Origin of the sequence: Microbacterium sp. 18062 (assembly GCF_902706225.1) — a bacterium.
In the GTDB taxonomy this organism is placed as follows: domain Bacteria; phylum Actinomycetota; class Actinomycetes; order Actinomycetales; family Microbacteriaceae; genus Microbacterium.
The window spans coordinates 1-23297 of sequence record NZ_CACSKB010000010.1 but is presented as its reverse complement, the minus strand read 5'-3'; the positions used below and the strand labels follow the sequence as shown (position 1 = coordinate 23297).

The window sequence follows — 23297 nt, the reverse complement described above, 5'->3', positions numbered from 1 at the left end:
CATGGCTCCCTCACGCCTGGCAGGACGGGCACCAGTAGAGCTTGCGTGCGGCGATCTCCTCGAGGAGGATCGCCGTCCCGCACACCCGGCAGGGCAGGCCCGCACGGTGGTACACCCAATGCCGGTCGTCGCGGCGGGCCATCGCGGCACGCCACTGCTCCGGCGAGAGGTCGTCCATCGTCATCATCTGGCCGGTCTCGACACCGATCCGCAGCAGCCGCACCCAGTCCCGCCAGATGCCGCGGACGACGTCCTCCGGCACGTCGCGTCCGGGCGTGTGCGGGTTCAGCCGCGCGCGAAACAGCAGCTCGGCACGGTAGACGTTGCCGATCCCACTCACGACGCCCTGGTCCATCAGCAGCAGCCCGATCGGCGTGGGCTTGCGCCGCACGACCGAGACGAATCGCTCCTCGCCCTCGTCGGGATCGTCCACGAGCGGGTCGGGTCCGAGCTTCGCGATCGTCGCCTGCACCTCGTCGGGCGTCTGCACCTGGCACGCCGTGGGACCGCGCAGGTCGGCGCAGGTGAGATCGGTCAGCAGGCGCAGCCGCACCTGGCCGATCACGGGCGGAGGCCACTCGGCGTCGTCCTCGGGCAGCCCCGTGGTCTGCTCCGACATGCGCACGTGCACCCGGGCGCGCCGGGGCGCGCCGATCGAGGCGAGGGAGTTCTCCCCCGCGGCATCCAGGACCGGCTCGTCCAGCACCGTGCCGCGCTGGTTGGTCTGCCCCATCCGCCCGTTCGCCGAGGCGATCGTCGGGTCGACGAGGATCTCGCCGGAGAAGTCCCATGCCCCGTACATGCCGAGGTGGACGCGCAACCAGAGCTCTCCCTCGTACGCCAGGAACATCTGCTTGCCGACCGCGCGCACCCCGATCGCCTCGCGTCCGTCGAGAAGCACCGCGCCCTCGGCGAACCGCCCCTGCGGGCTGGAGGCGGCGACCCGGCGCCCGACGATGTTGCGTTCGAACTGGCGGGCGATGCGATGGACGGAGTGACCCTCGGGCATCAGCCCGCTTCCGGGTCGAAGCTGCTGGTGTCCTCGTCCAGGACGTCCGGGCCGCGCTCGGCACCGGCGCGCGGATCGGGAAGCAGCGAGCCGTCCTGCTCGTAGGCGGCGATCTGCGCGATCCGGCGCGCGTGGCGCTCCTCGCCCGAGAAGGGGGTCGCCACGAAACGGTCGATGAACGACGCGGCCTCCTCGAACGTGTGCTGACGGGCGCCGATCGCGATCACGTTGGCGTCGTTGTGCTCGCGCGCCAGCTCCGCGGTCGGGATGTTCCAGACCAGCGCGGCGCGGACGCCGGCGACCTTGTTGGCCGCGATCTGCTCGCCGTTGCCGGAGCCGCCGAACACGACGCCCAGGGTCTCGACGCCCGCGGCCCGGTCGCGCACGACCGCCTGGGCGGCACGGATGCAGAAGGCCGGGTAGTCGTCCACCGGGTCGTAGTCGAGCGGGCCGTGGTCGACGACCTCATGACCCTGCTCGGCGAGGTGATGCTGCAGGCGCGTCGAGAACTCGAGGCCGGCGTGATCGGTGGCGATGTGGATGCGCATGTGCCCATCCTAGAGATCGGTCAGGGCGCGATCCCCGCCGCCGCCGGCTTGAATCCGGCACGCACGTTCTCACAGCACCCCGGACGGCAGACGTCGAACCACGGGCCGAGGGAGGTCCCGTGCGGGCGGTCCTTCGCGGGGATGCCCCGGAAGCGCTCCTCGACGAGGTCCACGAGCCCGGCGACGTACGCCGGGTCGACCCCCGGCGTCTGCGTGCGGATGGCACGGATCCCCGCCTCGGCGGCCGCCTCCATCGCCTCGGTGTCGAGGTCCCAGAGCACCTCCATGTGGTCGCTGACGAACCCGAGCGGCACGATGACGACGGCCTCCGCGCCGCGACCCGGCAGCTCGCCGATGACGTCGCACACGTCGGGCTCGAGCCACGGCTGCGACGGCGGGCCCGAGCGGGACTGGTAGACGAGCTCCCACGCGATCTCGGCCGCAGCGGGGATGTCGATCGCGATCTCGCGCATGACGAGGTCCGCCACCGCCTCGTGCTGCGCCGCATAGGCGCCGCCCGGCCCGAAGTCGACGTCGCGCGGGCCGGAGCGCTGGGCGTCCGCGATCGGGATGCTGTGGGTGGAGAACAGCACGTGCACGCGCGCCGGGTCGACGCCGTCCGCCAACAGCGTCGCGACGGCGTCGCGGACGCCCTCGATGAACGGCGCCACGAACCCAGGGTGGTCGAAGAACTGACGCACCTTGTCGATCGTGACCGTGCCGACCAGGCCCGTGTCGGTGAGCACCCGGGCGAAGTCCTCGCGGTACTGCCGGCAGCTCGAGAAGGAGCTGTATGCGCTCGTGGCGATCGCGAGCAGGGTGAAGGCGCCGTCGGCGGCGGCCTCGCGGACGGCCTCCTCGAGATACGGCGACCAGTTGCGGTTTCCCCAGTAGACCGGGAGCTGGAGACCGCGTCGGGCGAGCTCGGCCTCGAGCGCCGCCTTGAGCGCCGTGTTCTGCGCGTTGATGGGGCTCACTCCGCCGAAGGCCCGGTAATGGTGCGCGACCTCCTCGAGCCGCTCGTCGGGGATGCCCCGGCCACGGGTGACGTTGCGCAGGAACGGGATCACGTCCTCCTGCCCCTCCGGGCCGCCGAAGCCCGCGAGCAGGATCCCGTCGTAGGGCGTCGGCACCTCGACGTGCGGCGGGCCCGTCACCGCCTGCTCGGACGCGAACGGCACCCCGTCCGGGGCGATGGCCGACACGGACTCACTCGACTCCACAGGACTCACCCCTTCATCCTTCCACTCGGGCTCCGCCTCCGGGGCCGATGGCCGCCGGAGCGGGTGCCGTGGTATCGGACGCCGGATGACGCCCGGCGATACCGGAAGGGTCCCGCCGACCGTAGGCTGGACGGGTCGTCAGCGCCGCCAGCAGCGGCGCCCCGGCGTCCTTCACCCCATACCCCACGGGAGCAACGCAGTGCCTGGAGAGAACCTCACCCGCATCGAGGCGCAAGAGCGCCGCGCGGTCGTCGACACGCAGTCCTACGAGGTCGTGCTCGACCTCACCACCGGTCCGGAGGTCTTCCGCTCGACCACCACGGTGCGGTTCACCGCCACCCCCGGCGCCGCGACCTTCATCGACCTGATCGCGCGCGACGTGCGCACGATCACGCTGAACGGCCGTGACATCGACGTCGCCGCCCTCGCGGACTCCCGCATCGCGCTCGACGGGCTCGAGGCCGACAACGTGCTGGTCGTCGACGCCGACGCCCTCTACACGAACACCGGTGAGGGTCTGCACCGCTTCGTCGACCCGGTCGACGGCGAGGTCTACCTGTACTCGCAGTTCGAGGTGCCGGACTCGCGCCGCGTCTTCGCGGTGTTCGAGCAGCCCGATCTGAAGGCGACGTTCCAGTTCACCGTCACGGCGCCGGCCGCCTGGAAGGTCGTGTCCAACTCTCCGACCCCCGAGCCCGAGGTCAGCGGAGAGTCCGCCACGTGGACGTTCGAGCCCACGCCCCGGATCTCCTCGTACATCACCGCGCTCATCGCCGGCCCGTACGAGTCCACGTTCTCGGAGCTCACCAGCGCCTCCGGACGCGTCATCCCCCTCGGCGTCTACGCACGCAGGAGCCTGTGGCAGTTCCTCGACGCCGACTACGTGTTCGAGAAGACCCGCCAGGGCTTCGAGTACTACGAGGACAGGTTCGGCGTGCCGTACCCGTTCACCAAGTACGACCAGCTGTTCGTGCCGGAGTTCAACGCCGGCGCGATGGAGAACGCGGGCGCGGTGACCTTCACCGAGACGTACGTGTTCCGCAGCAAGGTGACGGATGCCGTCAAGGAGCGCCGTGTCGTCACCATCCTGCACGAGCTCGCTCACATGTGGTTCGGCGACCTCGTCACCATGAAATGGTGGAACGACCTCTGGCTCAACGAGTCGTTCGCAGAGTGGGCGTCGACCATCGCGACCGCCGAGGCCACCGAATGGACCGAGGCGTGGACGACCTTCAACGCGATGGAGAAGACCTGGGCCTACCGTCAGGACCAGCTGCCCTCCACCCACCCCGTCGTCGCGGAGATCACCGACCTCGAGGACGTCCAGGTGAACTTCGACGGCATCACGTACGCCAAGGGCGGCTCGGTGCTGAAGCAGTTGGCCGCGTGGGTCGGCATCGAGGAGTTCTTCGCCGGTGTCTCCGCGTACTTCCGCAAGCACGCCTGGGGCAACACCGAGCTCGCCGATCTGCTCGTCGAGCTCGAGGCGACGAGCGGGCGCGAGCTCTCCGCCTGGTCGAGGAAGTGGCTGGAGACGGCGGGCGTCAACACCCTCACCCCGGCGGTCGACGAGTCCGTCGACGGCACGATCTCGAAGTTCTCGATCATCCAGACGGCGCCCGCGGACTACCCCACCATCCGCCCTCACCGCCTCGGCGTCGGCTTCTATGACCTGCAGGGCGACCGGCTGGTGCGGGTGCACCGCATCGAGCTCGACGTGGATGGCGACCGCACCGACGTCGCCGAGCTGGCCGGTCACCACCGTCCCGACCTCATCCTCCTCAACGACGAGGACCTGGCCTACGCGAAGATCCGCCTCGACGACCGATCGCTCGCCACCGCCATCGCGCACCTCGCGAAGATCTCCGACCCGCTCGCGCGCTCGCTCGTGTGGGGCGCCGCATGGGATCAGACCCGCGACGCGGAGTCGTCCGCATCCGACTACATCGACCTCGTGCTCGGCAACATCGGCACCGAGACCGAGTCGACCACGGTGCGCACGACCCTCGCACAGCTGCAGCTCACGGCGAACTCGTACGTCGCACCGGACAAGCGCGCGCAGAGCCGTGTCACGGTCGCCGACGGCCTTTGGGCGCTCGCGCAGCAGGCGGAGACGGGCAGCGACAGCCAGCTGCAGTTCACGACCGCCTTCGCGAGCGCAGCGGCGACGCCCGACCAGGTCGAGACCGTGCGAGCCCTCCGCGACGGCGAGATCGTGCTCGACGGCCTCGAGATCGACGCCGACCTCTCCTGGGCGCTGCTCGTGTCGCTCGCGGCCGGCGGCGCCGTGACCGCGGCCGACATCGACGCGGCGCTCGCGGCCGACAACACCGCAAAGGGCGGCGAGTTCGCGGCACAGGCGAAGGCGGCGCTTCCCGATGCCGACGCCAAGCAGGCCGCGTGGAGCGGTCTCGTCGACAAGACCGACCTGCCGAACACGGTCGTGCGCGCGGCCGCGGCGGGCTTCACCCACCCCGCGACGGTGGAGCTGCTCACGCCCTTCGTCCCGGCGTACTTCGACATGCTGCTGCCGATCTGGGAGAGCCGCAGCTACCAGATCGCCAGCTACCTGATCGTGGGGCTGTACCCCGCGCCGCTCGCGAACGTCGCCCTGCGCGACGCGACGCGCGCGTGGCTGGTCGAGAACGCGGACGCCCCGGCCGCGCTGCGGCGCCTGATCGCCGAGAACCTCGCCGGCGTAGAGCGCGCCCTCACCGTGCAGGAGCGCGACGCGCAGTAGCCCGCGCGACACACGACGGATGCCTCGCCTCCCGCTCGGGGCGAGGCGTCCGTCGTCGGGGCGAGGCGTCCACGGTCTCCGTCGTCCCGGGAGACCATTCCGCCGGTCCCCATCCGGTACCGCGGGGGGACGCGCGTCGACGTCCTCCGTTCGTAACGTCGGACGCATGATCGTCGCAGAGAACCTCAGCAAGGACTTCGGGGCGAAGCACGCCGTCTCCGACGTCAGCTTCACCGTCCGCCCCGGCAGGGTCACCGGCTTCCTGGGCCCGAACGGCGCCGGGAAGTCGACGACGATGCGGATGATCGTGGGACTGGACCGGCCCACCCGCGGCACCGTCACCGTCGCAGGCCGGGAGTACCGCACATTGCGCTCGCCGCTCACCGAGGTGGGCGTGCTGCTCGACGCCAAGGCGGTGCACACCGGACGAAGCGCCCGCGCGCACCTGCGGGCGATCGCCGCCACCCACGGCATCCCGCGCTCTCGCGTGGACGAGGTCGTCGAGGCGACGGGCATCGGCGCCGTGGCCGGAAAACGTGCCGGGAAGTTCTCGCTCGGCATGGGACAGCGCCTCGGCATCGCCACCGCGCTCCTCGGCGACCCGCACACCCTCATCCTCGACGAGCCCGTGAACGGGCTCGACCCCGAGGGCGTCCTCTGGGTGCGTAACCTGGTGCGCCGCGCCGCCGCCGAGGGACGCACGGTGCTGCTGTCGAGCCACCTGATGAGCGAGATGGCGATGACCGCCGACCACATCGTCGTCCTCGGGCGCGGGCGCGTGCTCGCCGACGCCCCGCTCGACGATCTCGTGCGGGCGTGGACGACGTCCACCGTCCGCATCCGCTCGCCGCGGCTCGCCGAGCTCGCGACGGCGCTGTCCGCACCCGGCGTCGAGCTCGCCGCGACCGTCGCCGACGAGCTGCAGGTGACGGGGCGCACAGCGGCCGAGATCGGCGACCTCGCCGCGGCGCACGGCATCCCGCTTCACGAGCTGCACACCACGAGCGGGTCCCTGGAGGACGCCTATCTCGCCCTCACCGGTGAATCCATCGAGTACAAGAGCAAGGAGATCGCATGACAGCCGCGCCCGTCTCGACCCGCGCCACGCACGTCGCACCGGCCCGTCTCAGCGCCGTGGGGCTTCTGCGCAGCGAGACCATCAAGCTGCTCACGCTGCGCTCGACCTGGTGGTCCATCGGCGTCGTCGCCGTCCTGTCGGTGCTGCTCGCACTGCTCATCGCGAGCACCCTGTCGGCGTCGATCGGGGCCTCGGCGGCGGCGGGCGAAGACGCCTTCCAGGTGGCGGGCATCGTCGCCGTCCTCGGCCCGACCCAGTTCACGATGCTGCTCGCCGGTGCACTCGGGGCGATCGCGGTCACCGGGGAGTACTCGACCGGCATGATCCGCTCGACGCTCACGGCGGAGCCACGGCGCGGAGCGGTCCTGGCCGCGAAGGCCGTCGTCGTGGGCGCCCTCCTGTTCCTCGCCAGCGTGCTGATCTTCGCGATCTCGGTGGCGATCGTGGCCCCGATCGCCGCCGACGCCGGGGCGGCGATCGACTGGCAGGACCCGACCCAGTCGCTGCTGCCCCTCCTCTACGGCGCGTTGTCGATGTCGGCGTACGCACTCATCGGACTCTCGTGCGGCTTCCTGCTCCGCAGCGGCCCGGGGGCGATCGCCCTCACCGTCGGCATCCTGTTCATCCTGCCCATCCTGCCGAGTCTGTTCGCCGCCGCACCGGGCTGGGAGTGGGTGGCCGACGTCGCCCGGTACCTTCCGATGAACGCCGGGCAGGCGCTCATGTCGCCGGGCATGGAGCTCGGCCTCGACGACGCGAGCGCGGGCACGGCGCTCGTCGCCTGGGTCGCGGTGGGACTTGCCGGATCGTGGGCGGTCCTGCGGACCCGCGACGCGTAGAGTCGACGCCGTGCCTGCACGCAGCCGGAGCGCCGACCCTCGCGAGGTCGAGCTCCGGCTGCCGCGTCCGCCGGGCGTCATCCGGCGGTTCTGGACACGGCACCCGGTGTTCGCCGACGTGCTGCTCGCCCTCGGCTCGCTCCTGTTCTCCCTGACGCCCGCCGCGAGCTTCCAGGCGGGCGATCTCGACTCCGACGACCCGGCCGGGGTCGTCACGATCGTCACGCCCTCCGCCGCGATCGACTCCGCCCTGGGGGCGGCCATCGTCTCGGCGACGGTCAGCCTCGCCTGTGCCGCGCTGCTCCTCCGGCGCCGCTGGCCGCTTCTGCCCTTCGTCCTCGCGATCGTCGCGCAGGCGTCCTTCCTGCTCGCCCCTCTGCCCGCCGGTGCCCCGGTCCTGGTCGCCGCCGCGTACAGCGTCGCCGTCTACCGTTCCAGCCGCGCCGGCTGGACCGCGGCGAGCATCGGCGCGGGCTCCGTCGGCGCGCTCGCGGTGATGCTCATGCTCAACGGCGTCACCACCGACTCCGTCGCGCTGAACACGGCGCTCAGCGGCGGCGTGCTCCTGCTCATCGGCACATCGGTCGGCGTCAACGTCGGCAACCGCAAGCGCTACATCGACGCGCTGATCGGCCGCTCCCGGCAGCTGCTCGTCGAGCGGGACCAGCAGGCGCGTCTCGCGGCCTCCGCCGAGCGCACCCGCATCGCGCGGGAGATGCATGACATCGTCTCGCATTCGCTCACGGTCATCGTCGCCCTGGCCGAGGGCGCCGCGGCCACCCGCGATCCCGAACGCGCCCGCGCCGCATCCCGCGGCGCCGCCGAGACGGCACGAGGCGCGCTCACCGAGATGCGCGCCATGCTCGGCGTGCTGCGCGACGCCGACGAGGACGAAGGCGCCCCGCGCCTGCCGGACGCCCCGCCCGACCCGCATCATCTGGTCGCCACCGCCCAGCGGGCGGGCTACCCGGTGACCCTCACGACGAGCGGGGATGCGGCCGGTCTGTCTCCCGTCGGCCGCTTCGCGCTCGGACGCGTCGTGCAGGAGGGGCTCACCAACGCGATGCGTCATGCCCGGGGAGCGCGCAGCATCCGCGTCGCGATCGCCCACTCCGACGAGGGCGCCGACGTGACGGTGGACGACGACGGGGTCGCCGGTCCGGCCGAGGGCACCGGCTTCGGGCTGCGCGGACTGCACGAGCGCGTGTCCGTCGCCGGCGGCACGTTCGCAGCGGGTCCGCGCGAGGGCGGCGGATGGCGCGTGCACGCCGAGATCCCGGCCGCGGCCGCCCCAAGCGAGGAGAAGAAGGCATGACGACCGGCATCCGCATCCTGCTCGTGGACGACCAGGCGCTCATCCGGCTCGGGTTCCGGATGGTGCTCGAGGAGGAGAAGGACTTCGCCGTGGTCGGCGAGGCCGGCGACGGCGAAGAGGCCGTCCGTGCGGTCGAGAGACATCGACCCGACGTCGTCCTGATGGATGTGCGGATGCCGCGCACCGACGGCATCGCCGCCACCGAGCAGATCGTGCGCGCCCATCCCGACGCGCGCGTCCTGGTGCTCACCACCTTCGACCTGGACGAGTACGCGTTCGCCGCGATCCGCGCGGGCGCGAGCGGGTTCCTCCTGAAGGACGCGCAGCGGTACGAGCTCGTCGCCGCGATCCGCGCCGTGCACCGCGGCGACGCGTCGCTGTCGCCGCGCGTCACCCGCCGCCTCATCGAGCTCGTCGGGCGCACGCCCGAGCCCGTCCCGCAGCACGACCCCACCGCATCCCTCACCGATCGCGAACGCGATGTCTTCCTCGCGATCGGGCGCGGCCGCACCAACGGTGAGATCGCGGCGGAGCTGTTCCTCAGCGAGTCCACCGTGAAGACGCACGTGGGACGCGTCCTGGCCAAGCTCGAGGCCCGCGATCGCGTGCACGCGGTGGTCCTCGCACACCGTCTGGGGCTGGTGCCGCCGGAGGATCCGGCGTGATCCACCGGCCGCGCACAGGAGCGCCGAAGGTGTGCTCGATAGCATCGGGATGATGGACGACTTCGATCTGACGGATGCCGACACCTGGGCCGCAGTAGGACGCTTCTTCCTCGGCGTCGGGGGGAACCTCTTGAGCGTCCTGCTGATCATCGCGGGCGCGTTCCTCGTGGCATGGATCCTGAAGAAGGTCATCCACCGCGTCGTCGAGAAGATCGTCTCGGGCGCCAAGTCCAAGGCCCGCGTCGACGACACCCAGGCCCTCGACCGATCCCCGCTGGCCGCTGTGCGTCTGGTGCAGCGCACCCGCACGCTCGGCTCCATCCTGCAGAACATCGCCGCGGTCACGATCGTCATCATCGCGATCGTCCTCGTCGTCAACGTGCTCGCGCCGGGCGTGATCGGCTCGTTCGCCCTGCTCACCGCCGCGATCGGCGCAGGTCTCGGCTTCGGCGCGCAGAACATCGTCAAGGACGTGCTCAACGGCATCTTCATCGTCGCGGAGGATCAGGTCGGCATCGGCGACGTCGTCGACCTGGGCCTGGCCACCGGAGTCGTCGAGTACGTCAGCGTCCGCGTCACCCACGTACGCGACGTGAACGGCACCCTCTGGTACGTGCGCAACGGCGAGATCACGCGGATCGGCAACATGTCGCAGGGCTGGTCCCGAGTCATCATCGACCTCGCCGTGCCCACGGACGCCGACATCGACGCCGTCGAGAAGGCGATGCTCGACGCCGCCCGCGGGCTCGCGAAGGACCCCAAATGGCGCACGCGCGTGATCGAGCAGCCCGAGATCTGGGGCCTCGAGTCCGTCACCGGCGACGCCCTCGTCATCCGGCTCGTGATGAAGACGCGCTCGAACGCCAAGGACGACGTCGCTCGCGAGCTGCGGATGCGGCTGAAGCGGGCGATGGACGCGATGGAGGTGCGCCTGCCGCAGCTGAACTCGATCGTGCTCACCGGCCTCGAGGGCGCGCAGCGCGTCCGCGGCGCGAATCCCCCGATCACCAGGCCCACCCCGGTAGCCACGCCGGAGCGGCCGGTGTGGAAGCCGAAGCGCACCGGGCGACCGGCGGGTGCGACCTCCGACTCCGAGGACGCCGACGCGGAGGACCGTGCGGCCGCCCCGGAGCCGGCCGCCCCGACGAAGAAGCCGCGCCGCACGTCGAAGCCCGCGACGTCGTCGAAGAACACGGCGTCGGCCGAGGACGAGGAGGAGACGTGAGCGATCCCGCATCCCCGATCAGCTTCTACGAGCAGGTCGGCGGGAGACCGTTCTTCGAGCGCCTCGTCGGCGTGTTCTACGAGGGGATCGCCGACGACCCGGTGCTGCGTCCGATGTACCCCGAGGAGGATCTCGGCCCCGCCCGGGAGCGGATGCTGCTCTTCCTCGAGCAGTACTGGGGCGGGCCCACGACCTACAGCGAGCGCCGTGGACACCCGCGCCTGCGGATGCGCCACGCGTCGTTCCCGGTGAACCCCGACGCCCGCGACCGCTGGCTCGCGCACATGCGCCGCGCGGTGGACGCCGTCGAGCTGCCCCCGCTGCTGGAGGCGACGCTCTGGGACTACCTGCAGCGCGCGGCGTATGCCATGGTGAACACGTTCGAGTCGACCGGGATCGGTCCGACGGCAGCCGGTCGGGACGGCCACGGGCTGTCGGTGACGGCTCGGAACGACGAGCCCACGAAGGAGTAGCCGTGACCGCCTCCCCCGTATCGACCGACGTCCTGGTGATCGGGTGGGGGCTGGCAGGGCTCGTCGCGGCGAGCGAGGCCGCCGCGGCCGGGCGACGTGTGGTCGTCGTCGATCAGGAGGGCCGCGCGAACCTCGGCGGGCAGGCGTGGTGGTCGTTCGGCGGACTGTTCCTCATCGACTCCCCGGAACAGCGCCGGATGGGCGTGCACGACTCGATCGAGCTCGCCCGGCAGGACTGGTTCGCCACGGCCGGCTTCGACCGCGCCGAAGACGCATGGCCCCGCCGGTGGGCGGAGGCCTACCTCGACTTCGCCCACGGCGAGAAGCGCTCCTGGCTGCGGCAGAAGGGCGTCGGGTTCTTCCCCGTCGTCGGCTGGGCGGAGCGCGGCGGATACATCGCGACCGGGCCCGGCAACTCCGTTCCCCGGTTCCACATCACGTGGGGAACCGGGCCGGGCATCGTCGCCCCCTTCCAGGGCTCCGTCGAGGATGCGGAAGGGCTCGGCCGCATCACCGTCCTCCCGCGCCACCGCGTCACCGCGCTGACGATCGAGGACGGCGCCGTCGTCGGCGCGGAGGGCGAGGTCCTCGCCGATGCGGCCGAGCCGCGCGGCGTCGCGACCTCGCGCGACCCCGTCGGCACGTTCGCCGTCCGCGCGGGAGCGACGATCGTCGCCTCCGGCGGGATCGGCGGCGACCACGACCTCGTGCGCGCCCGCTGGCCCGAGTCCCTCGGCGCTCCGCCCGCCACCATGGTGACGGGCGTGCCCGCCTACGTCGACGGCCGGATGCTGGAGACCGCGGCGCGCGGCGGGGCGAACCTGATCAACGGCGACCGCATGTGGCACTACGTCGAGGGCATCCAGAACTGGAACCCGGTGTGGCCGCAGCACGGCATCCGCATCCTCCCCGGCCCCTCGTCGGTCTGGCTCGATGCCACCGGTGCCAGACTCCCCTCGCCGCTGTTCCCCGGGTTCGACACGCTGGGCACCCTCGCGCATCTGCGGTCGACGGGGCACGACCACTCGTGGTTCGTGCTGTCGCACCGGATCGTCGAGAAGGAGTTCACCCTCTCGGGCAGCGAGCAGAACCCCGATCTGACCGGCAGGGACGTCCGTCTGCTCGTGCGGTCACGGCTGGGCAGGGGCGCCCCCGGCCCCGTGCAGGACTTCCTCGATCACGGCGCGGACTTCGTCGTGCGGCACTCGCTCGAAGCGCTCATCGACGGGATGCGGGAGCTCCCCGGAGGAGACGTGCTCGACCCCGCCCGCGTCCGCTACGAGATCGAGTCCCGCGACCGCGAGATGGCGAACGACTTCACCAAGGACGCGCAGATCGCGATGCTGCGCTCCGCGCGCTCGTACCGCGGCGACCGGCTCGTGCGCACCGCCGCGCCCCACCGCATCCTGGACCCGGCCGCGGGTCCCCTCATCGCGGTGAAGCTGCACGTCCTCACCCGCAAGTCCCTCGGTGGCATCGAGACGGACCTCGACGCGCGGGCGCTGGGCTCGGACGGCTCGCCGATACCCGGCCTGTTCGCCGCGGGCGAGGCGAGCGGGTTCGGCGGCGGCGGCGTGCACGGATACCGCGCGCTCGAGGGCGCCTTCCTCGGCGGCTGCCTGTTCTCCGGACGCGCCGCCGGACGCGCCGCGGCCCGCGCGGTCTGAGCCGGACGGGTTCAGCGCCCGGTCGCGCGAACCTCGGTGAGCCCGCTGCGCACCGGGCCGCGCACGAGCACGTGTCCGCGACGGAGGGTCACCCGTGCCCAGCCCGGGGCCCGGAACACCTGAGCGTCCTCCTCGCCGTGCACGAACCCCATGGACACCGCGGCGAACGCCGTTCCACGGACGAGCCCCGCGAGCTCCTCGTCGTCCTCGCCCCAGATCCGCGCGCGCACCGCGCGCACGAGGTCCTCTCCGGGGTCGGCCGGAAGCTCGTGCGCGACCGCCGCCATGCCCCACTGCGCGCGCGACGCGAGCACCGCGGACGCCAATCTCCCGGCCGGGTCCCAGCCGCTGCGCGGCGGTGACACCCCCGCCCACGCCGCGCGGACCGCGGTGTCCGGAAGAGCCACCTCCGCGTCCGCCGCCGTCGCGGTCAGTCCGGATGCGGTGACTACGAGGTCGCACTCGAGCTCAGCGTCGACCGGCAGCACACGCATGGCGAGCACGGTCGGCATCGCGTCCATCAGGCCCCGGGGCGCGAGCACGCCGGTCGTCATGACGAGCCTTCCCCGGTCCGCGACGAGTCGGATGCTCGCGTCGGGATCGACGGCGCTGAGCCGTCCGGCGAAGGTCAGCACATCGGCGGCGGCGTCCGCATCCGGGAAGACGAGGCGTGGGGACATCCGACCTAAACTACCAAGAGCGAGCCGAGCATCGAGGAGACAGCGTGAACGCACCCGGATCCGATCCCTCCGGACAGCCCCCGGTGACGGAGACGGATCCCGTCTCCTCGCTGATCTCCGTGCTGTCGTTGGCTTCGACCGAGGCGCGCACGACGGAGGACATCTTCACCGGCCTCAGCCAGCCGATGCCGTTCGGGCGGGTCTACGGCGGTCAGGTGCTCGCGCAGGCGGTCGTCGCGGCGTCGCGAACGGTCGAGGACGAACGCCCCATCCACTCGATGCACGGGTACTTCCTGCGCCCGGGCGACTCCGCGCGCGGCATCACGTTCTCGGTCGATCGGCTGCGCGACGGCCGCTCGTTCAGCGCCCGCCGCACCCAGGCCTATCAGGAGGGCGTGCCGATCTTCTCGATGATCGCCTCATTCCAGACGGAGGACGCCGGACTCGATCACAGCGAGCCCGCTCCCGACGTGCCCGGTCCGGAGGACGTCCCCGACCTGGAGACGGGCGGGCTGCACCCCATGACGATGCGCAGCTTCGGTGACCTGCCGGTCGAGGTGAAGCACGTTCCCGGGTCGCTCTATCGCGACGAGCCGGTCGCCCCGGATCCGCGGCAGACGGTCTGGCTGCGGACGCGGCGAGGCCTCCCCGACGATCGGCTCCTGCACCGCGCGGCGCTCGCGTACCTCTCGGACATGACGATCCAGGAGTCGATCCTGCGCGCCCACGGACTCACCTGGACGACGCCGGGCCTGAGCGTCGCGAGCCTCGACCACGCGATGTGGTGGCATCGGGCGGCGCGCGTCGACGAGTGGCTGCTGTACGTGCAGGAGTCGCCGACGGCGCGGGGCGGGCGGGGACTCGCGACCGGACGGATCTACACGCGGGACGGCGCTCTCGTCGCGAGCGTCGCGCAGGAGGTCATGGTGAGGGTGCCCGGCGGGTCGGAGTGAGCCCGCGGGACATACGCCCGGATGGCGTCACCCCGCGGCGGCACCCGCTGCGGGGTGACCGGCGGCATGCCGTTCGGCACGAGCATTCTTCCTCTTCTCGACGCTCCGCTTGACCTGCTCGGTGCCGCGCTTGACGAGGTCGACGGCCTTCGCGTTCACCGTGCGCGCGCCCTCGAACTCGGTGCCCAGCAGCGCGAGGCCGCCGAGGGCGATGACCGCCCCCGGGCCGGGCAGCGGGATGAGCACGACGCCCAGCGCGGTCGCCGCTCCTCCCGCAGCACCGACCGACGTGCGGTAGATGCGGTCCGCCCGCGGGTGACGCCTCAGGGTCTCACGGAGGTCCCGGGCGAGACCCGGGCGTGGCTCCTCGTCGATTCGGATGACTGTCGGCTGCTCGTTCACGTCCATGGAGACACGATATATCGCGAGTCTGGAAGCAGTCTGTGCCCGCGTGCTCCAGGCCCCGCCGTCAGCGACGCCGCGCGTAGACGATCGGCTCGCCCCGGAACGGCGCCCAGGCGGTCCGCATCCGCTCGGTCAGCCGGACCGGACGGCCCGACTCGGCGTCCACGAGCACGACGACGACCGACGACCGTGCGTACAGCGTCTGCGGCTCGGCCCCCACGGGGCTGAAGACCTCGTAGCAGACCTCCATGCTCGAGCCGCCGAGATTACCGAACCACAGCTGCACGTCGAGCGGCGCACGCTGGTAGGGCACGGGTCGCAGGTATTCGATCTCCTGTCGGGCGATGAGCGTGAGCACGCCGGACCCGACGCTCGAGGGCACGACCGCCGTCGGGTACGAGGACTCGCCCGTCTCGGGCTCCCAGAATGCACGCACGCGCACCTCTTCGAGGAGCTTGAGCATCGAGGTGTTGTTGACGTGGTTGAACGCGTCGAGATCGCCCCAGCGCAGGTGGATGGGGACGTGCAGCCGCCGGGAGCCGACGGCCTCGCCCTCGTCAGTCACGCGTCAGCTTGCGGTGCGTCGATCGATGCGGCTTCGCCGCGTCCGGACCGAGGCGCTCGATCTTGTTCTGCTCGTACGCCTCGAAGTTGCCCTCGAACCAGTACCAGCGGTCCGGGTTCTCGTCGGTGCCCTCGTAAGCGAGGATGTGCGTCGCGATGCGGTCGAGGAACCACCGGTCGTGCGTGATGACCACGGCGCAGCCGGGGAACTCCAGGAGCGCGTTCTCGAGCGACTGCAGGGTCTCGACGTCCAGGTCGTTCGTCGGCTCGTCGAGGAGCAGCAGGTTGCCGCCCTCCTTGAGCGTCAGCGCGAGGTTCAGGCGGTTGCGCTCTCCGCCCGAGAGCACGCCCGCCTTCTTCTGCTGGTCCGGCCCCTTGAAGCCGAACTTCGACACGTAGGCGCGCGAGGGGATCTCGGTCTTGCCGACCGTGATGATGTCGAGGCCGTCGGACACGACCTCCCACAGCGACTTGTTCGGGTCGATGTTCGCGCGGCTCTGGTCGACGTAGCTGATCTTGACCGTCTCGCCGATCTTCAGGTCCCCGCCGTCGAGCGGCTCCAGACCCACGATCGTCTTGAAGAGCGTGGTCTTGCCGACGCCGTTCGGACCGATCACCCCGACGATGCCGTTCGGCGGGAGGCTGAAGCTGAGACCGTCGATGAGTGAGCGACCGTCGAAGCCCTTCTGCAGTTTCCTCGCCTCGATCACGACGCTGCCCAGGCGCGGACCCGCCGGGATCTGGATCTCCTCGAAGTCGAGCTTGCGCGTGCGCTCGGCCTCGGTCGCCATCTCCTCGTAGCGCGCGAGGCGGGCCTTCGACTTCGCCTGACGGCCTTTCGCGTTCGAGCGCACCCAGTCGAGCTCCTCGGCCAGGCGCTTGGCGAGCTTCGCATCCTTCTTGCCCTGCACGGCGAGCCGCTCGGCCTTCTTCTCGAGGTAGGTCGAGTAGTTGCCCTCGTAGCCGATGAGGCGGCCGCGGTCGACCTCGGCGATCCACTCGGCCACGTTGTCGAGGAAGTACCGGTCGTGCGTGATCGCGATCACCGCGCCGGGGTACGACTGCAGATGCTGCTCGAGCCACAGTACGCTCTCGGCGTCGAGATGGTTGGTGGGCTCGTCGAGCAGCAGCAGGTCGGGCTTCTGGAGCAGGAGCTTCGTCAGCGCCACGCGGCGCTTCTCGCCACCGGACAGGTTCGACACCGCAGCGTCGCCCGGCGGCGTGCGCAGGGCGTCCATCGCCTGCTCCAGCTGGGAGTCGAGGTCCCACGCGTCGGCGGCGTCGATCTCCTCCTGGAGCGACCCCATCTCGGCGAGCAGGGCGTCGAAATCGGCGTCCGGGTCGGACATCAGGCCGGAGATCTCGTTGAAGCGGTCGACCTTCGCCTTGATGGCGATGCCGTCCTGGATGTTCTCGAGGACCGTCTTCGACTCGTCGAGCTCGGGCTCCTGCATGAGGATCCCGACGGTGAACCCGGACGCCAGGTTCGCCTCGCCGTTCGAGGGCTGGTCGAGACCCGCCATGATCTTCAGGATCGTCGACTTGCCGGCGCCGTTCGGGCCGACCATGCCGATCTTCGCGCCGGGGAGGAAAGCCATCGTGACGTCGTCGAGAATGAGCTTCTCGCCGACCGCCTTGCGGGCACGGACCATCTGGTAGATGTACTCAGCCATATCGGGTCCAGTCTAGCCGTCACGGCCGGTCGTGCCGGGCGCGGGCGTCGCCCTCACCAGTCGATCGGACGGGTCTGCCCGAGCATGCACCCGCCGTCGGGAAGCCCCGGCAGCACCACCGACACCGGTGCGCCCGTCGCCGGTCCCACCTGGCCGACGAGGCACTCGTCGCCCCATCGCACCGAGAACTGGATGCTCTCGGCCGCGTTCCCCACCGTCGACTCATCCGCCGTGACCTCCATCGCCGCCTTGTCGAAGCCTGCGGCGGTGAGCGCGTCGATGTAGGCCCGCCCCGACGCCTGGTCGGGCCCGTTCCACACCTGCGCGACGATCTCCGCGAAGAACGGCAGGTTGTCGTCGGCCGTGCCGTCCGGCACGAGCTCCGGCGCGTCGGCGAACGGCTCCTCCGTGGCGGTCGCCGTCGCGGAGGCCGTCGTCGACGGGGACGGCTCGGGGACCGTACACCCTGCCAGGGCGATGACGCCGAGCAGCACGCAGAGAAGGGATGCGGCGGATCGGCCGGAGCGGGTCGAGGTCACCCGGCCAGTCTAAGCATCAGAACGGGGTGTCCCCGCTGGGGACCAGTTCGCGCGGCGCGCCCGGTGCCGCCCACGCATCGGGTCCGTCGGCGGGCGGCGCGTCCGCGATCGGATGCGTGTCGCCGATCTGCGGCGCGGCGGGCGACGGCATGCCCTTGCGGAACACACTGGTCCCCCACAGCAGGTCGTGGCCGACCGCATCCGCCTCGATCTCGGCGGTCACGCCCTTCTTCGCGTCGGTCTCCCACTCGCGCAAGCGGAACCGACCGGCGACCACGACGCGCTCGCCCTTGTGCAGGGACCGGTGCGCGTTCTCGCCGAGTCCGCGGAACGCGTTCACCGTGAAGTAGTTGGTCCGGCCGTCGGTCCAGGTCGACGTGTTTCGATCGAACCGGCGCTCCGTGGATGCGAGCCGGAAGCTCGTGACGGCTCCCCCGTTCGGCAGCTCCCGCCGCTCGGGGACGCTCGCGACGTTGCCGACGACGGTGATGCTCTCGTTCATGTCCGTGTCCTCTCCCCCCGGGGACCGTCCCCGGGTGCTGCGGCGCCCGAGTGCCCGTCGGGCGCCGCAGCTGAGATCCACTGTCGCGGGCGGGCGGGCCGAGGATCGGCCGCGGCGGGCGTTCTGTGGACAGCACGGACACCGTCGCGCCTGGGGAGGAGGCCCGCCGGCTCGCGCGCGGTCGATGTCGGAGGCCGCGCCTACGCTCGGCTCATCGTCCTTCGAGGAGTCCGCATGAACGCATCCCGCATCACCGCGACGCGCACGTCCGTGCGCGATTCGGCCACGATCGTCCCGCTGGGGTGGGGGCGATGGCGCATCCTGACCTCGACCGGCACGGTGGCCGGCCTCGTGGAAGAGCTTCCGACCCCTCAAGGCACGCGCTTCCGCTCTCTCCGCTATCGATGGAACGCACGGGCGTTCCAGGCGATCGGCGAGTTCTGGCGGTTCGACGACGCCGTGTCGGCTCTGCGGAACGGTTGACCCGAAGCTCTCCCCGGATTGGGGAGATTTCGCATCCTTCGCCGGTCGTCTGAGACCCCGGCCAGTGACCGGGCGGCTCAGACGACGGCGTCCATCCGGTCGATCATCACGGGCGCGGCCCCGGCGCGCACGCGTCGCCAGGTCGTGCCGATCGCGTCGATCGCACGCTCCAGCCGCTCGGGCGGCGCGGTGAACGGGATACGCAGGTTCCGCTCGTATCCGCCGTCGACGGAGAACCGCGGGCCGGCCGAGAGCAGCACCCCCGCGGACCGCAGGCCCATCACCAGCGCACCGCTGAGCGGAGCATCGAGGTCGACCCAGAGCGACACTCCCCCATCGGCGTGCGGAACCCCCCACTCCGGGAGGGACTCCCGCAACGCCATCACGGCCGCATCCCGCCCGGCACGCAGCAGGTGGGCGCGCTGGGCGACGATCTCCGGGAGACGCGGCAGCAGCAGCCGCGCAACCAGTTGCTCCCACTCCGGCGTGCCCAGCTCGACCGCGAATCGAGCGGCCATCACACGGCGGACGAGGTCGGGACTCGCCCGGATCCAGCCGATCCGCAGCCCTCCCCACACGGTCTTGCCGAAGGATCCGACCCGGACGACCGACGCGGCCCCGGAACCCGCGCCGAACGCGCGGGGCGCCACGAGCCGGTCGATGTCGAGATCCGCGGTGGTCTCGTCGACGATCACGAGCGTCCCCGCCCGTTCGGCGGCACGTTCGATGACGTCGCGCTCGATGTCGCTCATCGAGCGCCCGGTCGGGTTCTGGAAGTCCGGCATCAGATAGGCGAGGGTCGGCACCGCACGTCCGAACGCCTGCTCGGCGCGATCGAGGTCCCAGCCCTCCGCCGTCGTCACGGGCAGGCTCACCAAGCGGGCGCCGGCCGCGCGGAAGCAGTCCGCCGCGTGTGGGTACGTCGGGCTCTCGATGAGCACGCGGTCGCCGCGGCTGACGAGCGTGGTCGCCAGCAGGTGCAGCGCGCTCTGGGCTCCGTTCGTGATCATGATCTCGCCAGGATCGGTCGGGATCCCCACTCGCGTGTACCGCTCGGCGATGCCGGCGCGCAGAGCCTCATGACCCACGACGTCGTACCCCGGGCTGGCGAGGATCGTGGTCGCCGACCCCGCCGCCTCGGCGAGGACGCTCGACAGGCCGGGCCATGCGGCCGGGCTCGCCTGCTGAAGATCGATCGCTCCCGGATCGGAGACGGCCGTGCGTGCGCCCGCGGCCCACGCCTGCGGCTGCGTCACACTGCCCGAGCCGCGGATGCTCCGGATGTGCCCGGACTCGCGCAGGCTGCGGTAGGCGGCGGCGATCGTGGTGCGGCTGACGGCGAGCACGCCCGCGAGCTCCCGCTCCGCCGGCAGCGCCGTGCGCGGAGCGATCCGGTTGTCGAGGATCAGAAGCCGGATGCCGTCCGCCAGCGCCTCGTACGCCGGCTCGCTGGTACGCCAGCCGCCGAGCAGAGCCGCCAGCGCGCGGGCTGAGATCCGGGAGTCCACGCAGCCACTATAGGAGAATTGGACTCTTGGTTCCAGTCCAATTCTGAGGTGAGATGGCTCCATGATCCGCCGCATCGTCCACCTGCTCGCGGGACTCGCCCTCTACGGCGCGGGCTGCGCGCTCACGGTCGAGGCGGGACTCGGAGTCGACCCGTGGACGGTCCTCGCCCAGGGGATCTCACGGCACACCGGCATCGGCGTCGGCTGGATCACCAACATCCTAGGACTCGCGATCATGCTGCTCTGGATCCCGCTGCGCCAGCGCCCGGGCATCGGCACGATCGCGAACATCCTGCTGGTCGGCACAAGCATGCAGGCGGTGCTGGCGATCGTGCCGCCGGTGCAGGGACTCCTGCCGCGGATCGCCGTGCTCGCCGCCGGAATCCTGACCGTCTCGGTGGCCAGCGGCCTCTACCTCGGCGCCCGGTTCGGTCCCGGACCCCGGGACGGGCTGATGACCGGCCTCCGCGCCCGGTTCGGCTGGCCCATCTGGCTGGCGCGCGGAACGGTCGAGCTCACGGTGCTCGTCATCGGCTGGGCGCTGGGCGGGACGGTGGGCATCGGCACCGTCGCGTTCGCGCTGCTCATCGGGCCGCTGGTGCACGCGATGCTGCCGCTCCTGGCGATCCGCGGCGACGCCTCGCCGTCGTCGGAGGTCAGTGCTGGCGGAACTGCGGCCAGTCGGCCCCCGGCCTGAGGTGGGAGTGCAGCGCCCCCTTCGCGATGTCCATCGTCGGGTAGTGGCCGAGCGATGCCTCGGCGTCGGCGATCGTGACGATGTACTCCCCCGCGTCCTTGCGGATGGTGCCCACCACCCCGCTCTGCCCGTAGGCCACCCACAGTCCCTCGGTCGTGCTCATCATCGAACTCCTCTCTCGGTGGATCCGACGGTACGCCGTGGGAGGGGGTCGCCACCAGAGCGGCCACGATAACCTAGAGCCCGCTACCCCCCGTAGCTCAGCGGATAGAGCAGGAGCCTTCTAATCTCTTGGTCGGGTGTTCGAGTCACCCCGGGGGGACACACCGCTTCTGGCGCACGTCGGAGGCCAGGAGGAGGATCACCGTATGGGAACCGAAGGCGACAGGCTGGTCTGGATCGACTGCGAGATGACCGGGCTCGACCTCGACGTCGACCAGCTGGTCGAGATCGCGATCGTCGTGACGGACTTCGAGCTCAATGTGCTCGACGAGGGCTTCCAGCTGGTGATCCGGCCGGACGCATCCGCGCTCGAGAACATGGGCGAGTTCGTGACCGAGATGCACCGCACCTCCGGCCTGCTCGAGGAGATCCCGAACGGGGTGAGCGTCGCCGAGGCCGAGTTCCAGGCACTCGAGTACGTCCAGCGGTTCGCGCCCGTCGAGGGCAAGGCGCCGCTCGCCGGCAACACGATCGGCACCGACCGCGCGTTCCTCGCCCGCTACATGCCGCGCCTCGACCGGTGGCTGCACTACCGCAACGTCGACGTCTCGAGCGTGAAGGAGCTCTCGCGGCGCTGGTACCCGCGGGTCTATTTCAACGCGCCGGCGAAGGACGGCGGCCACCGCGCCCTGGCCGACATCCGCGAATCCATCCGCGAGCTCGCCTACTATCGCGAGGCCGTCTTCGTCGCTCCCCCGGGCCCGTCGAGCGACGACGCGCGCGCGGTCGCCGCCTCCGTCGTGTCGGCATTCGCCCCGCGGGTGTGAGAGAATCGTTGGGTTGCCCGCACGAGCGGGAGACATGGTGGGTATAGCTCAGTTGGTAGAGCACCTGGTTGTGGTCCAGGGGGCCGCGGGTTCAAGTCCCGTTACTCACCCCAATTGTGCGAGAGGTGAGCTCTCGACCGTGGAGCCGTAACCGGGCGCAGGGCGTTGCCCGCCCTCGTCTGCGGACAGCCGATCCCGGTTCGCTCACGCCTTCGTCCTGCGCCGACGCCGTTCCGCCAGCTTCGCGAGCAGGTCGTGCTCGGCGTCCGGGCCGGCTTTGACGCCGCCGGGGATGCGCACGGCGAACCAGATGCCGATCGCCCACCAGACCAGGAAGATCAGCCACGGCTCCACGTCGAGGAAGGCCGGCATCCCCGGCAGATACAGCGAGAGCATCGCCGCTGTCGACAGCACCGCCGCTGCTCCCACGATCGGGCCGAGGGCACCGCCGGGTCGTCCGATGCGCATCGGCCGATCCATGCCCGGCTCTTTGCGACGCAGCACGAGGAACGCCAGCGCGACCATCAGGTAGGTGAAGATGATGCTCGGCCCGCCCGAGTCCACCGCCCACCCCAGCATCGCGACGCCGAAGAACGGCGAGAGGGTGGTGATGCCGCCGACGAACAGCAGGGCGTTGACGGGAGTGCCGTTCTTGGGGTGCATGCGGCCGAACCAGGCAGGGATCATGCCCGAGTTCGCCAGTGCCCAGAGCAGCCGCGACGCGCCGATGAGGAAGGCGTTCCAGGTCGTGACGATTCCGGCCAGGCCGCCGGCGACGACGAGCTGGCCCCAGAAGGGGTGGCCCAGCATGTAGGCCAGCGCGTCCGCCGTGTCGAGGTCGAAGACGACCACCTCGTCACGTGGCGCGGCGTAGGCGGTCGCCAGCACGATCACGATGTAGAAGAGGGTCGCCATGATGACCGAGATCACGATCAGCTTCCCGATCTGCCGCGGCGGAACCTTCGCCTCCTCCGCCGACTGCGGGATGACGTCGAAGCCGAGGAACAGGAAGGGCACGACCAGCAGCACGGCGATCACGCCGCCGCTGCCCCCCGTCACGAGGGGTTCGAGGTTGGCGGGCTGTCCTCCGAAGACGGCGGATGCCGCCAGCACGACCGCGACGACCACGAGGAACGTCATCACGGAGGTCTGGAACAGGCTCGCGTAGCGGATGCCGCGGATGTTCATCACGGTGAGCAGGATCGACGTCACGACACCGATGACGATCCACGGCAGATACACCTCCGACCCCGCCACCGACCACACGGAGAACTGGTTCAGCCCCGGGAACAGATAGCCCGCAGCGCGCGGGACCGCGACCGACTGGAACATCGCCACGGTGACATACCCGCCCACGATCCCCCACGAGCCGACCAGCGCCGCCCTGGGGCCCATTGTCCCGCGTCAAGTAGTTGGCAGGATTTCTTCTCTTTCGAAGTTGGGGATGGTGGGGTCGGCCAGGCCGAGGTGCACCTCCATCGGCCGGTTCCAAGCGATCGCCTCGTGCGGGCGGACCTCGTTG

General features: G+C 71.1%; 24 protein-coding genes and 2 tRNA genes. 14 read left to right on the top strand and 12 right to left on the bottom strand.

Annotated elements, in window-relative coordinates; genetic code table 11:
* Positions 1-10: 10 nt before the first annotated feature.
* From GVL03_RS05515 to GVL03_RS05505, 3 genes are read right to left on the bottom strand one after another with little or no spacing between them, the layout of a single operon-like run.
* Entirely contained in the window at positions 11-1009 is a 999-nt protein-coding gene (locus tag GVL03_RS05515) for an Fpg/Nei family DNA glycosylase (RefSeq protein WP_159499991.1), read from the bottom strand.
* A complete protein-coding gene (locus GVL03_RS05510; RefSeq protein WP_159499990.1) occupies positions 1009-1557 on the bottom strand; it encodes a ribose-5-phosphate isomerase in 549 nt (182 codons plus the stop codon). The genes GVL03_RS05515 and GVL03_RS05510 overlap by 1 nt, the downstream gene beginning before the upstream one ends.
* A gap of 20 nt (positions 1558-1577) precedes the next feature.
* Entirely contained in the window at positions 1578-2762 is a 1185-nt protein-coding gene (locus GVL03_RS05505) for a ferrochelatase (protein ID WP_159499989.1), read from the bottom strand.
* 217 nt (positions 2763-2979) lie between these two features.
* Here GVL03_RS05505 and pepN point away from each other — a divergent pair, with 217 nt between their 5' ends.
* From pepN to GVL03_RS05465, 8 genes are all read left to right on the top strand, one after another.
* Entirely contained in the window at positions 2980-5520 is a 2541-nt protein-coding gene (gene pepN / locus GVL03_RS05500; protein WP_159499988.1) for an aminopeptidase N, read from the top strand.
* Between the two features lie 166 nt (positions 5521-5686).
* A complete protein-coding gene (locus GVL03_RS05495) occupies positions 5687-6598 on the top strand; it encodes an ABC transporter ATP-binding protein (protein WP_159499987.1) in 912 nt (303 codons plus the stop codon).
* Positions 6595-7437, top strand: coding sequence for an ABC transporter permease (locus tag GVL03_RS05490; RefSeq protein WP_159499986.1), 843 nt, complete (start codon positions 6595-6597; stop codon positions 7435-7437). Before GVL03_RS05495 ends, GVL03_RS05490 begins: the two co-directional genes overlap by 4 nt.
* A 10-nt stretch (positions 7438-7447) precedes the next feature.
* Positions 7448-8752 carry a sensor histidine kinase gene (locus GVL03_RS05485; RefSeq protein ID WP_159499985.1) on the top strand — a complete coding sequence of 435 codons (1305 nt, stop codon included), beginning with the start codon at positions 7448-7450 and terminating at the stop codon, positions 8750-8752.
* A complete protein-coding gene (locus GVL03_RS05480) occupies positions 8749-9417 on the top strand; it encodes a response regulator transcription factor (protein ID WP_159499984.1) in 669 nt (222 codons plus the stop codon). Before GVL03_RS05485 ends, GVL03_RS05480 begins: the two co-directional genes overlap by 4 nt.
* Before the next feature lie 52 nt (positions 9418-9469).
* Positions 9470-10642, top strand: a complete 1173-nt coding sequence (locus GVL03_RS05475; protein WP_235038031.1) for a mechanosensitive ion channel family protein — start codon at positions 9470-9472, stop codon at positions 10640-10642.
* Positions 10639-11115: a globin gene (locus GVL03_RS05470; RefSeq protein WP_159499983.1), complete on the top strand. Its 477-nt coding sequence runs from the start codon at positions 10639-10641 to the stop codon at positions 11113-11115. The genes GVL03_RS05475 and GVL03_RS05470 overlap by 4 nt, the downstream gene beginning before the upstream one ends.
* A gap of 2 nt (positions 11116-11117) precedes the next feature.
* Positions 11118-12782 (top strand): FAD-binding dehydrogenase, encoded by a 1665-nt coding sequence (locus tag GVL03_RS05465; protein WP_159499982.1) that lies wholly within the window; start codon positions 11118-11120, stop codon positions 12780-12782.
* Positions 12783-12793: 11 nt separating this feature from the next.
* On the opposite strand, the gene GVL03_RS05460 is transcribed toward GVL03_RS05465, so the two are convergent.
* Positions 12794-13462: a hypothetical protein gene (locus GVL03_RS05460; protein WP_159499981.1), complete on the bottom strand. Its 669-nt coding sequence runs from the start codon at positions 13460-13462 to the stop codon at positions 12794-12796.
* 83 nt (positions 13463-13545) lie between these two features.
* On the opposite strand from GVL03_RS05460, the gene GVL03_RS05455 reads away from it, so the two are divergent.
* A complete protein-coding gene (locus GVL03_RS05455; protein WP_159500047.1) occupies positions 13546-14415 on the top strand; it encodes an acyl-CoA thioesterase II in 870 nt (289 codons plus the stop codon).
* A gap of 27 nt (positions 14416-14442) precedes the next feature.
* On the opposite strand, the gene GVL03_RS05450 is transcribed toward GVL03_RS05455, so the two are convergent.
* From GVL03_RS05450 to GVL03_RS05430, 5 genes are all read right to left on the bottom strand, one after another.
* Positions 14443-14823 carry a PGPGW domain-containing protein gene (locus GVL03_RS05450; protein WP_159499980.1) on the bottom strand — a complete coding sequence of 127 codons (381 nt, stop codon included), beginning with the start codon at positions 14821-14823 and terminating at the stop codon, positions 14443-14445.
* Between the two features lie 61 nt (positions 14824-14884).
* On the bottom strand, positions 14885-15385 hold the full coding sequence (locus GVL03_RS05445) for a thioesterase family protein (RefSeq protein WP_159499979.1): 501 nt from the start codon (positions 15383-15385) through the stop codon (positions 14885-14887).
* A complete protein-coding gene (gene ettA, locus GVL03_RS05440) occupies positions 15378-17057 on the bottom strand; it encodes an energy-dependent translational throttle protein EttA (RefSeq protein ID WP_159499978.1) in 1680 nt (559 codons plus the stop codon). The genes GVL03_RS05445 and ettA overlap by 8 nt, the downstream gene beginning before the upstream one ends.
* 53 nt (positions 17058-17110) lie before the next feature.
* Complete coding sequence (locus GVL03_RS22000; RefSeq protein ID WP_200847074.1) at positions 17111-17596, bottom strand: hypothetical protein; 486 nt, start codon at positions 17594-17596, stop codon at positions 17111-17113.
* 16 nt (positions 17597-17612) lie between these two features.
* Positions 17613-18098, bottom strand: a complete 486-nt coding sequence (locus GVL03_RS05430; protein WP_159499977.1) for a single-stranded DNA-binding protein — start codon at positions 18096-18098, stop codon at positions 17613-17615.
* A gap of 234 nt (positions 18099-18332) precedes the next feature.
* Between GVL03_RS05430 and GVL03_RS05425 the strand changes: the two genes are divergently transcribed.
* Positions 18333-18581, top strand: a complete 249-nt coding sequence (locus GVL03_RS05425; protein WP_159499976.1) for a hypothetical protein — start codon at positions 18333-18335, stop codon at positions 18579-18581.
* Positions 18582-18658: 77 nt separating this feature from the next.
* On the opposite strand, the gene GVL03_RS05420 is transcribed toward GVL03_RS05425, so the two are convergent.
* A complete protein-coding gene (locus GVL03_RS05420; protein WP_159499975.1) occupies positions 18659-20089 on the bottom strand; it encodes a PLP-dependent aminotransferase family protein in 1431 nt (476 codons plus the stop codon).
* 61 nt (positions 20090-20150) lie between these two features.
* Here GVL03_RS05420 and GVL03_RS05415 point away from each other — a divergent pair, with 61 nt between their 5' ends.
* Positions 20151-20786 carry a YitT family protein gene (locus GVL03_RS05415; RefSeq protein ID WP_159499974.1) on the top strand — a complete coding sequence of 212 codons (636 nt, stop codon included), beginning with the start codon at positions 20151-20153 and terminating at the stop codon, positions 20784-20786.
* Here the strand turns inward: GVL03_RS05415 and GVL03_RS05410 are convergent.
* Positions 20746-20949 carry a methyltransferase gene (locus GVL03_RS05410; protein ID WP_159499973.1) on the bottom strand — a complete coding sequence of 68 codons (204 nt, stop codon included), beginning with the start codon at positions 20947-20949 and terminating at the stop codon, positions 20746-20748. The two genes, GVL03_RS05415 and GVL03_RS05410, sit on opposite strands and share 41 nt — an antisense overlap.
* Before the next feature lie 86 nt (positions 20950-21035).
* Here GVL03_RS05410 and GVL03_RS05405 point away from each other — a divergent pair.
* From GVL03_RS05405 to GVL03_RS05395, 3 genes are all read left to right on the top strand, one after another.
* Positions 21036-21108, top strand: a tRNA-Arg gene (locus GVL03_RS05405).
* 46 nt (positions 21109-21154) lie between these two features.
* Entirely contained in the window at positions 21155-21775 is a 621-nt protein-coding gene (gene orn / locus GVL03_RS05400; RefSeq protein ID WP_159499972.1) for an oligoribonuclease, read from the top strand.
* Between the two features lie 37 nt (positions 21776-21812).
* Positions 21813-21888 (top strand) — tRNA-His (locus GVL03_RS05395).
* Positions 21889-21979: 91 nt separating this feature from the next.
* Here GVL03_RS05395 and GVL03_RS05390 read toward each other — a convergent pair.
* Entirely contained in the window at positions 21980-23170 is a 1191-nt protein-coding gene (locus tag GVL03_RS05390) for an APC family permease (protein WP_200847072.1), read from the bottom strand.
* Between the last annotated feature and the right edge of the window lie 127 nt (positions 23171-23297).

Bases quoted from the DNA above. Each gene is read 5' to 3' on its own strand.
- GVL03_RS05515 (WP_159499991.1), bottom strand. From the start codon at position 1,009: ATGCCCGAGGGTCACTCCGTCCATCGCATCGCCCGCCAGTTCGAACGC.
- GVL03_RS05510 (WP_159499990.1), bottom strand. From the start codon at position 1,557: ATGCGCATCCACATCGCCACCGATCACGCCGGCCTCGAGTTCTCGACG.
- GVL03_RS05495 (WP_159499987.1), top strand. From the start codon at position 5,687: ATGATCGTCGCAGAGAACCTCAGCAAGGACTTCGGGGCGAAGCACGCC.
- GVL03_RS05490 (WP_159499986.1), top strand. From the start codon at position 6,595: ATGACAGCCGCGCCCGTCTCGACCCGCGCCACGCACGTCGCACCGGCC.
- GVL03_RS05480 (WP_159499984.1), top strand. From the start codon at position 8,749: ATGACGACCGGCATCCGCATCCTGCTCGTGGACGACCAGGCGCTCATC.
- GVL03_RS05475 (WP_235038031.1), top strand. From the start codon at position 9,470: ATGGACGACTTCGATCTGACGGATGCCGACACCTGGGCCGCAGTAGGA.
- GVL03_RS05460 (WP_159499981.1), bottom strand. From the start codon at position 13,462: ATGTCCCCACGCCTCGTCTTCCCGGATGCGGACGCCGCCGCCGATGTG.
- GVL03_RS05450 (WP_159499980.1), bottom strand. From the start codon at position 14,823: ATGGACGTGAACGAGCAGCCGACAGTCATCCGAATCGACGAGGAGCCA.
- ettA (WP_159499978.1), bottom strand. From the start codon at position 17,057: ATGGCTGAGTACATCTACCAGATGGTCCGTGCCCGCAAGGCGGTCGGC.
- GVL03_RS05430 (WP_159499977.1), bottom strand. From the start codon at position 18,098: ATGAACGAGAGCATCACCGTCGTCGGCAACGTCGCGAGCGTCCCCGAG.
- GVL03_RS05425 (WP_159499976.1), top strand. From the start codon at position 18,333: ATGAACGCATCCCGCATCACCGCGACGCGCACGTCCGTGCGCGATTCG.
- GVL03_RS05415 (WP_159499974.1), top strand. From the start codon at position 20,151: ATGATCCGCCGCATCGTCCACCTGCTCGCGGGACTCGCCCTCTACGGC.
- GVL03_RS05410 (WP_159499973.1), bottom strand. From the start codon at position 20,949: ATGAGCACGACCGAGGGACTGTGGGTGGCCTACGGGCAGAGCGGGGTG.
- orn (WP_159499972.1), top strand. From the start codon at position 21,155: ATGGGAACCGAAGGCGACAGGCTGGTCTGGATCGACTGCGAGATGACC.
- GVL03_RS05390 (WP_200847072.1), bottom strand. From the start codon at position 23,170: ATGGGCCCCAGGGCGGCGCTGGTCGGCTCGTGGGGGATCGTGGGCGGG.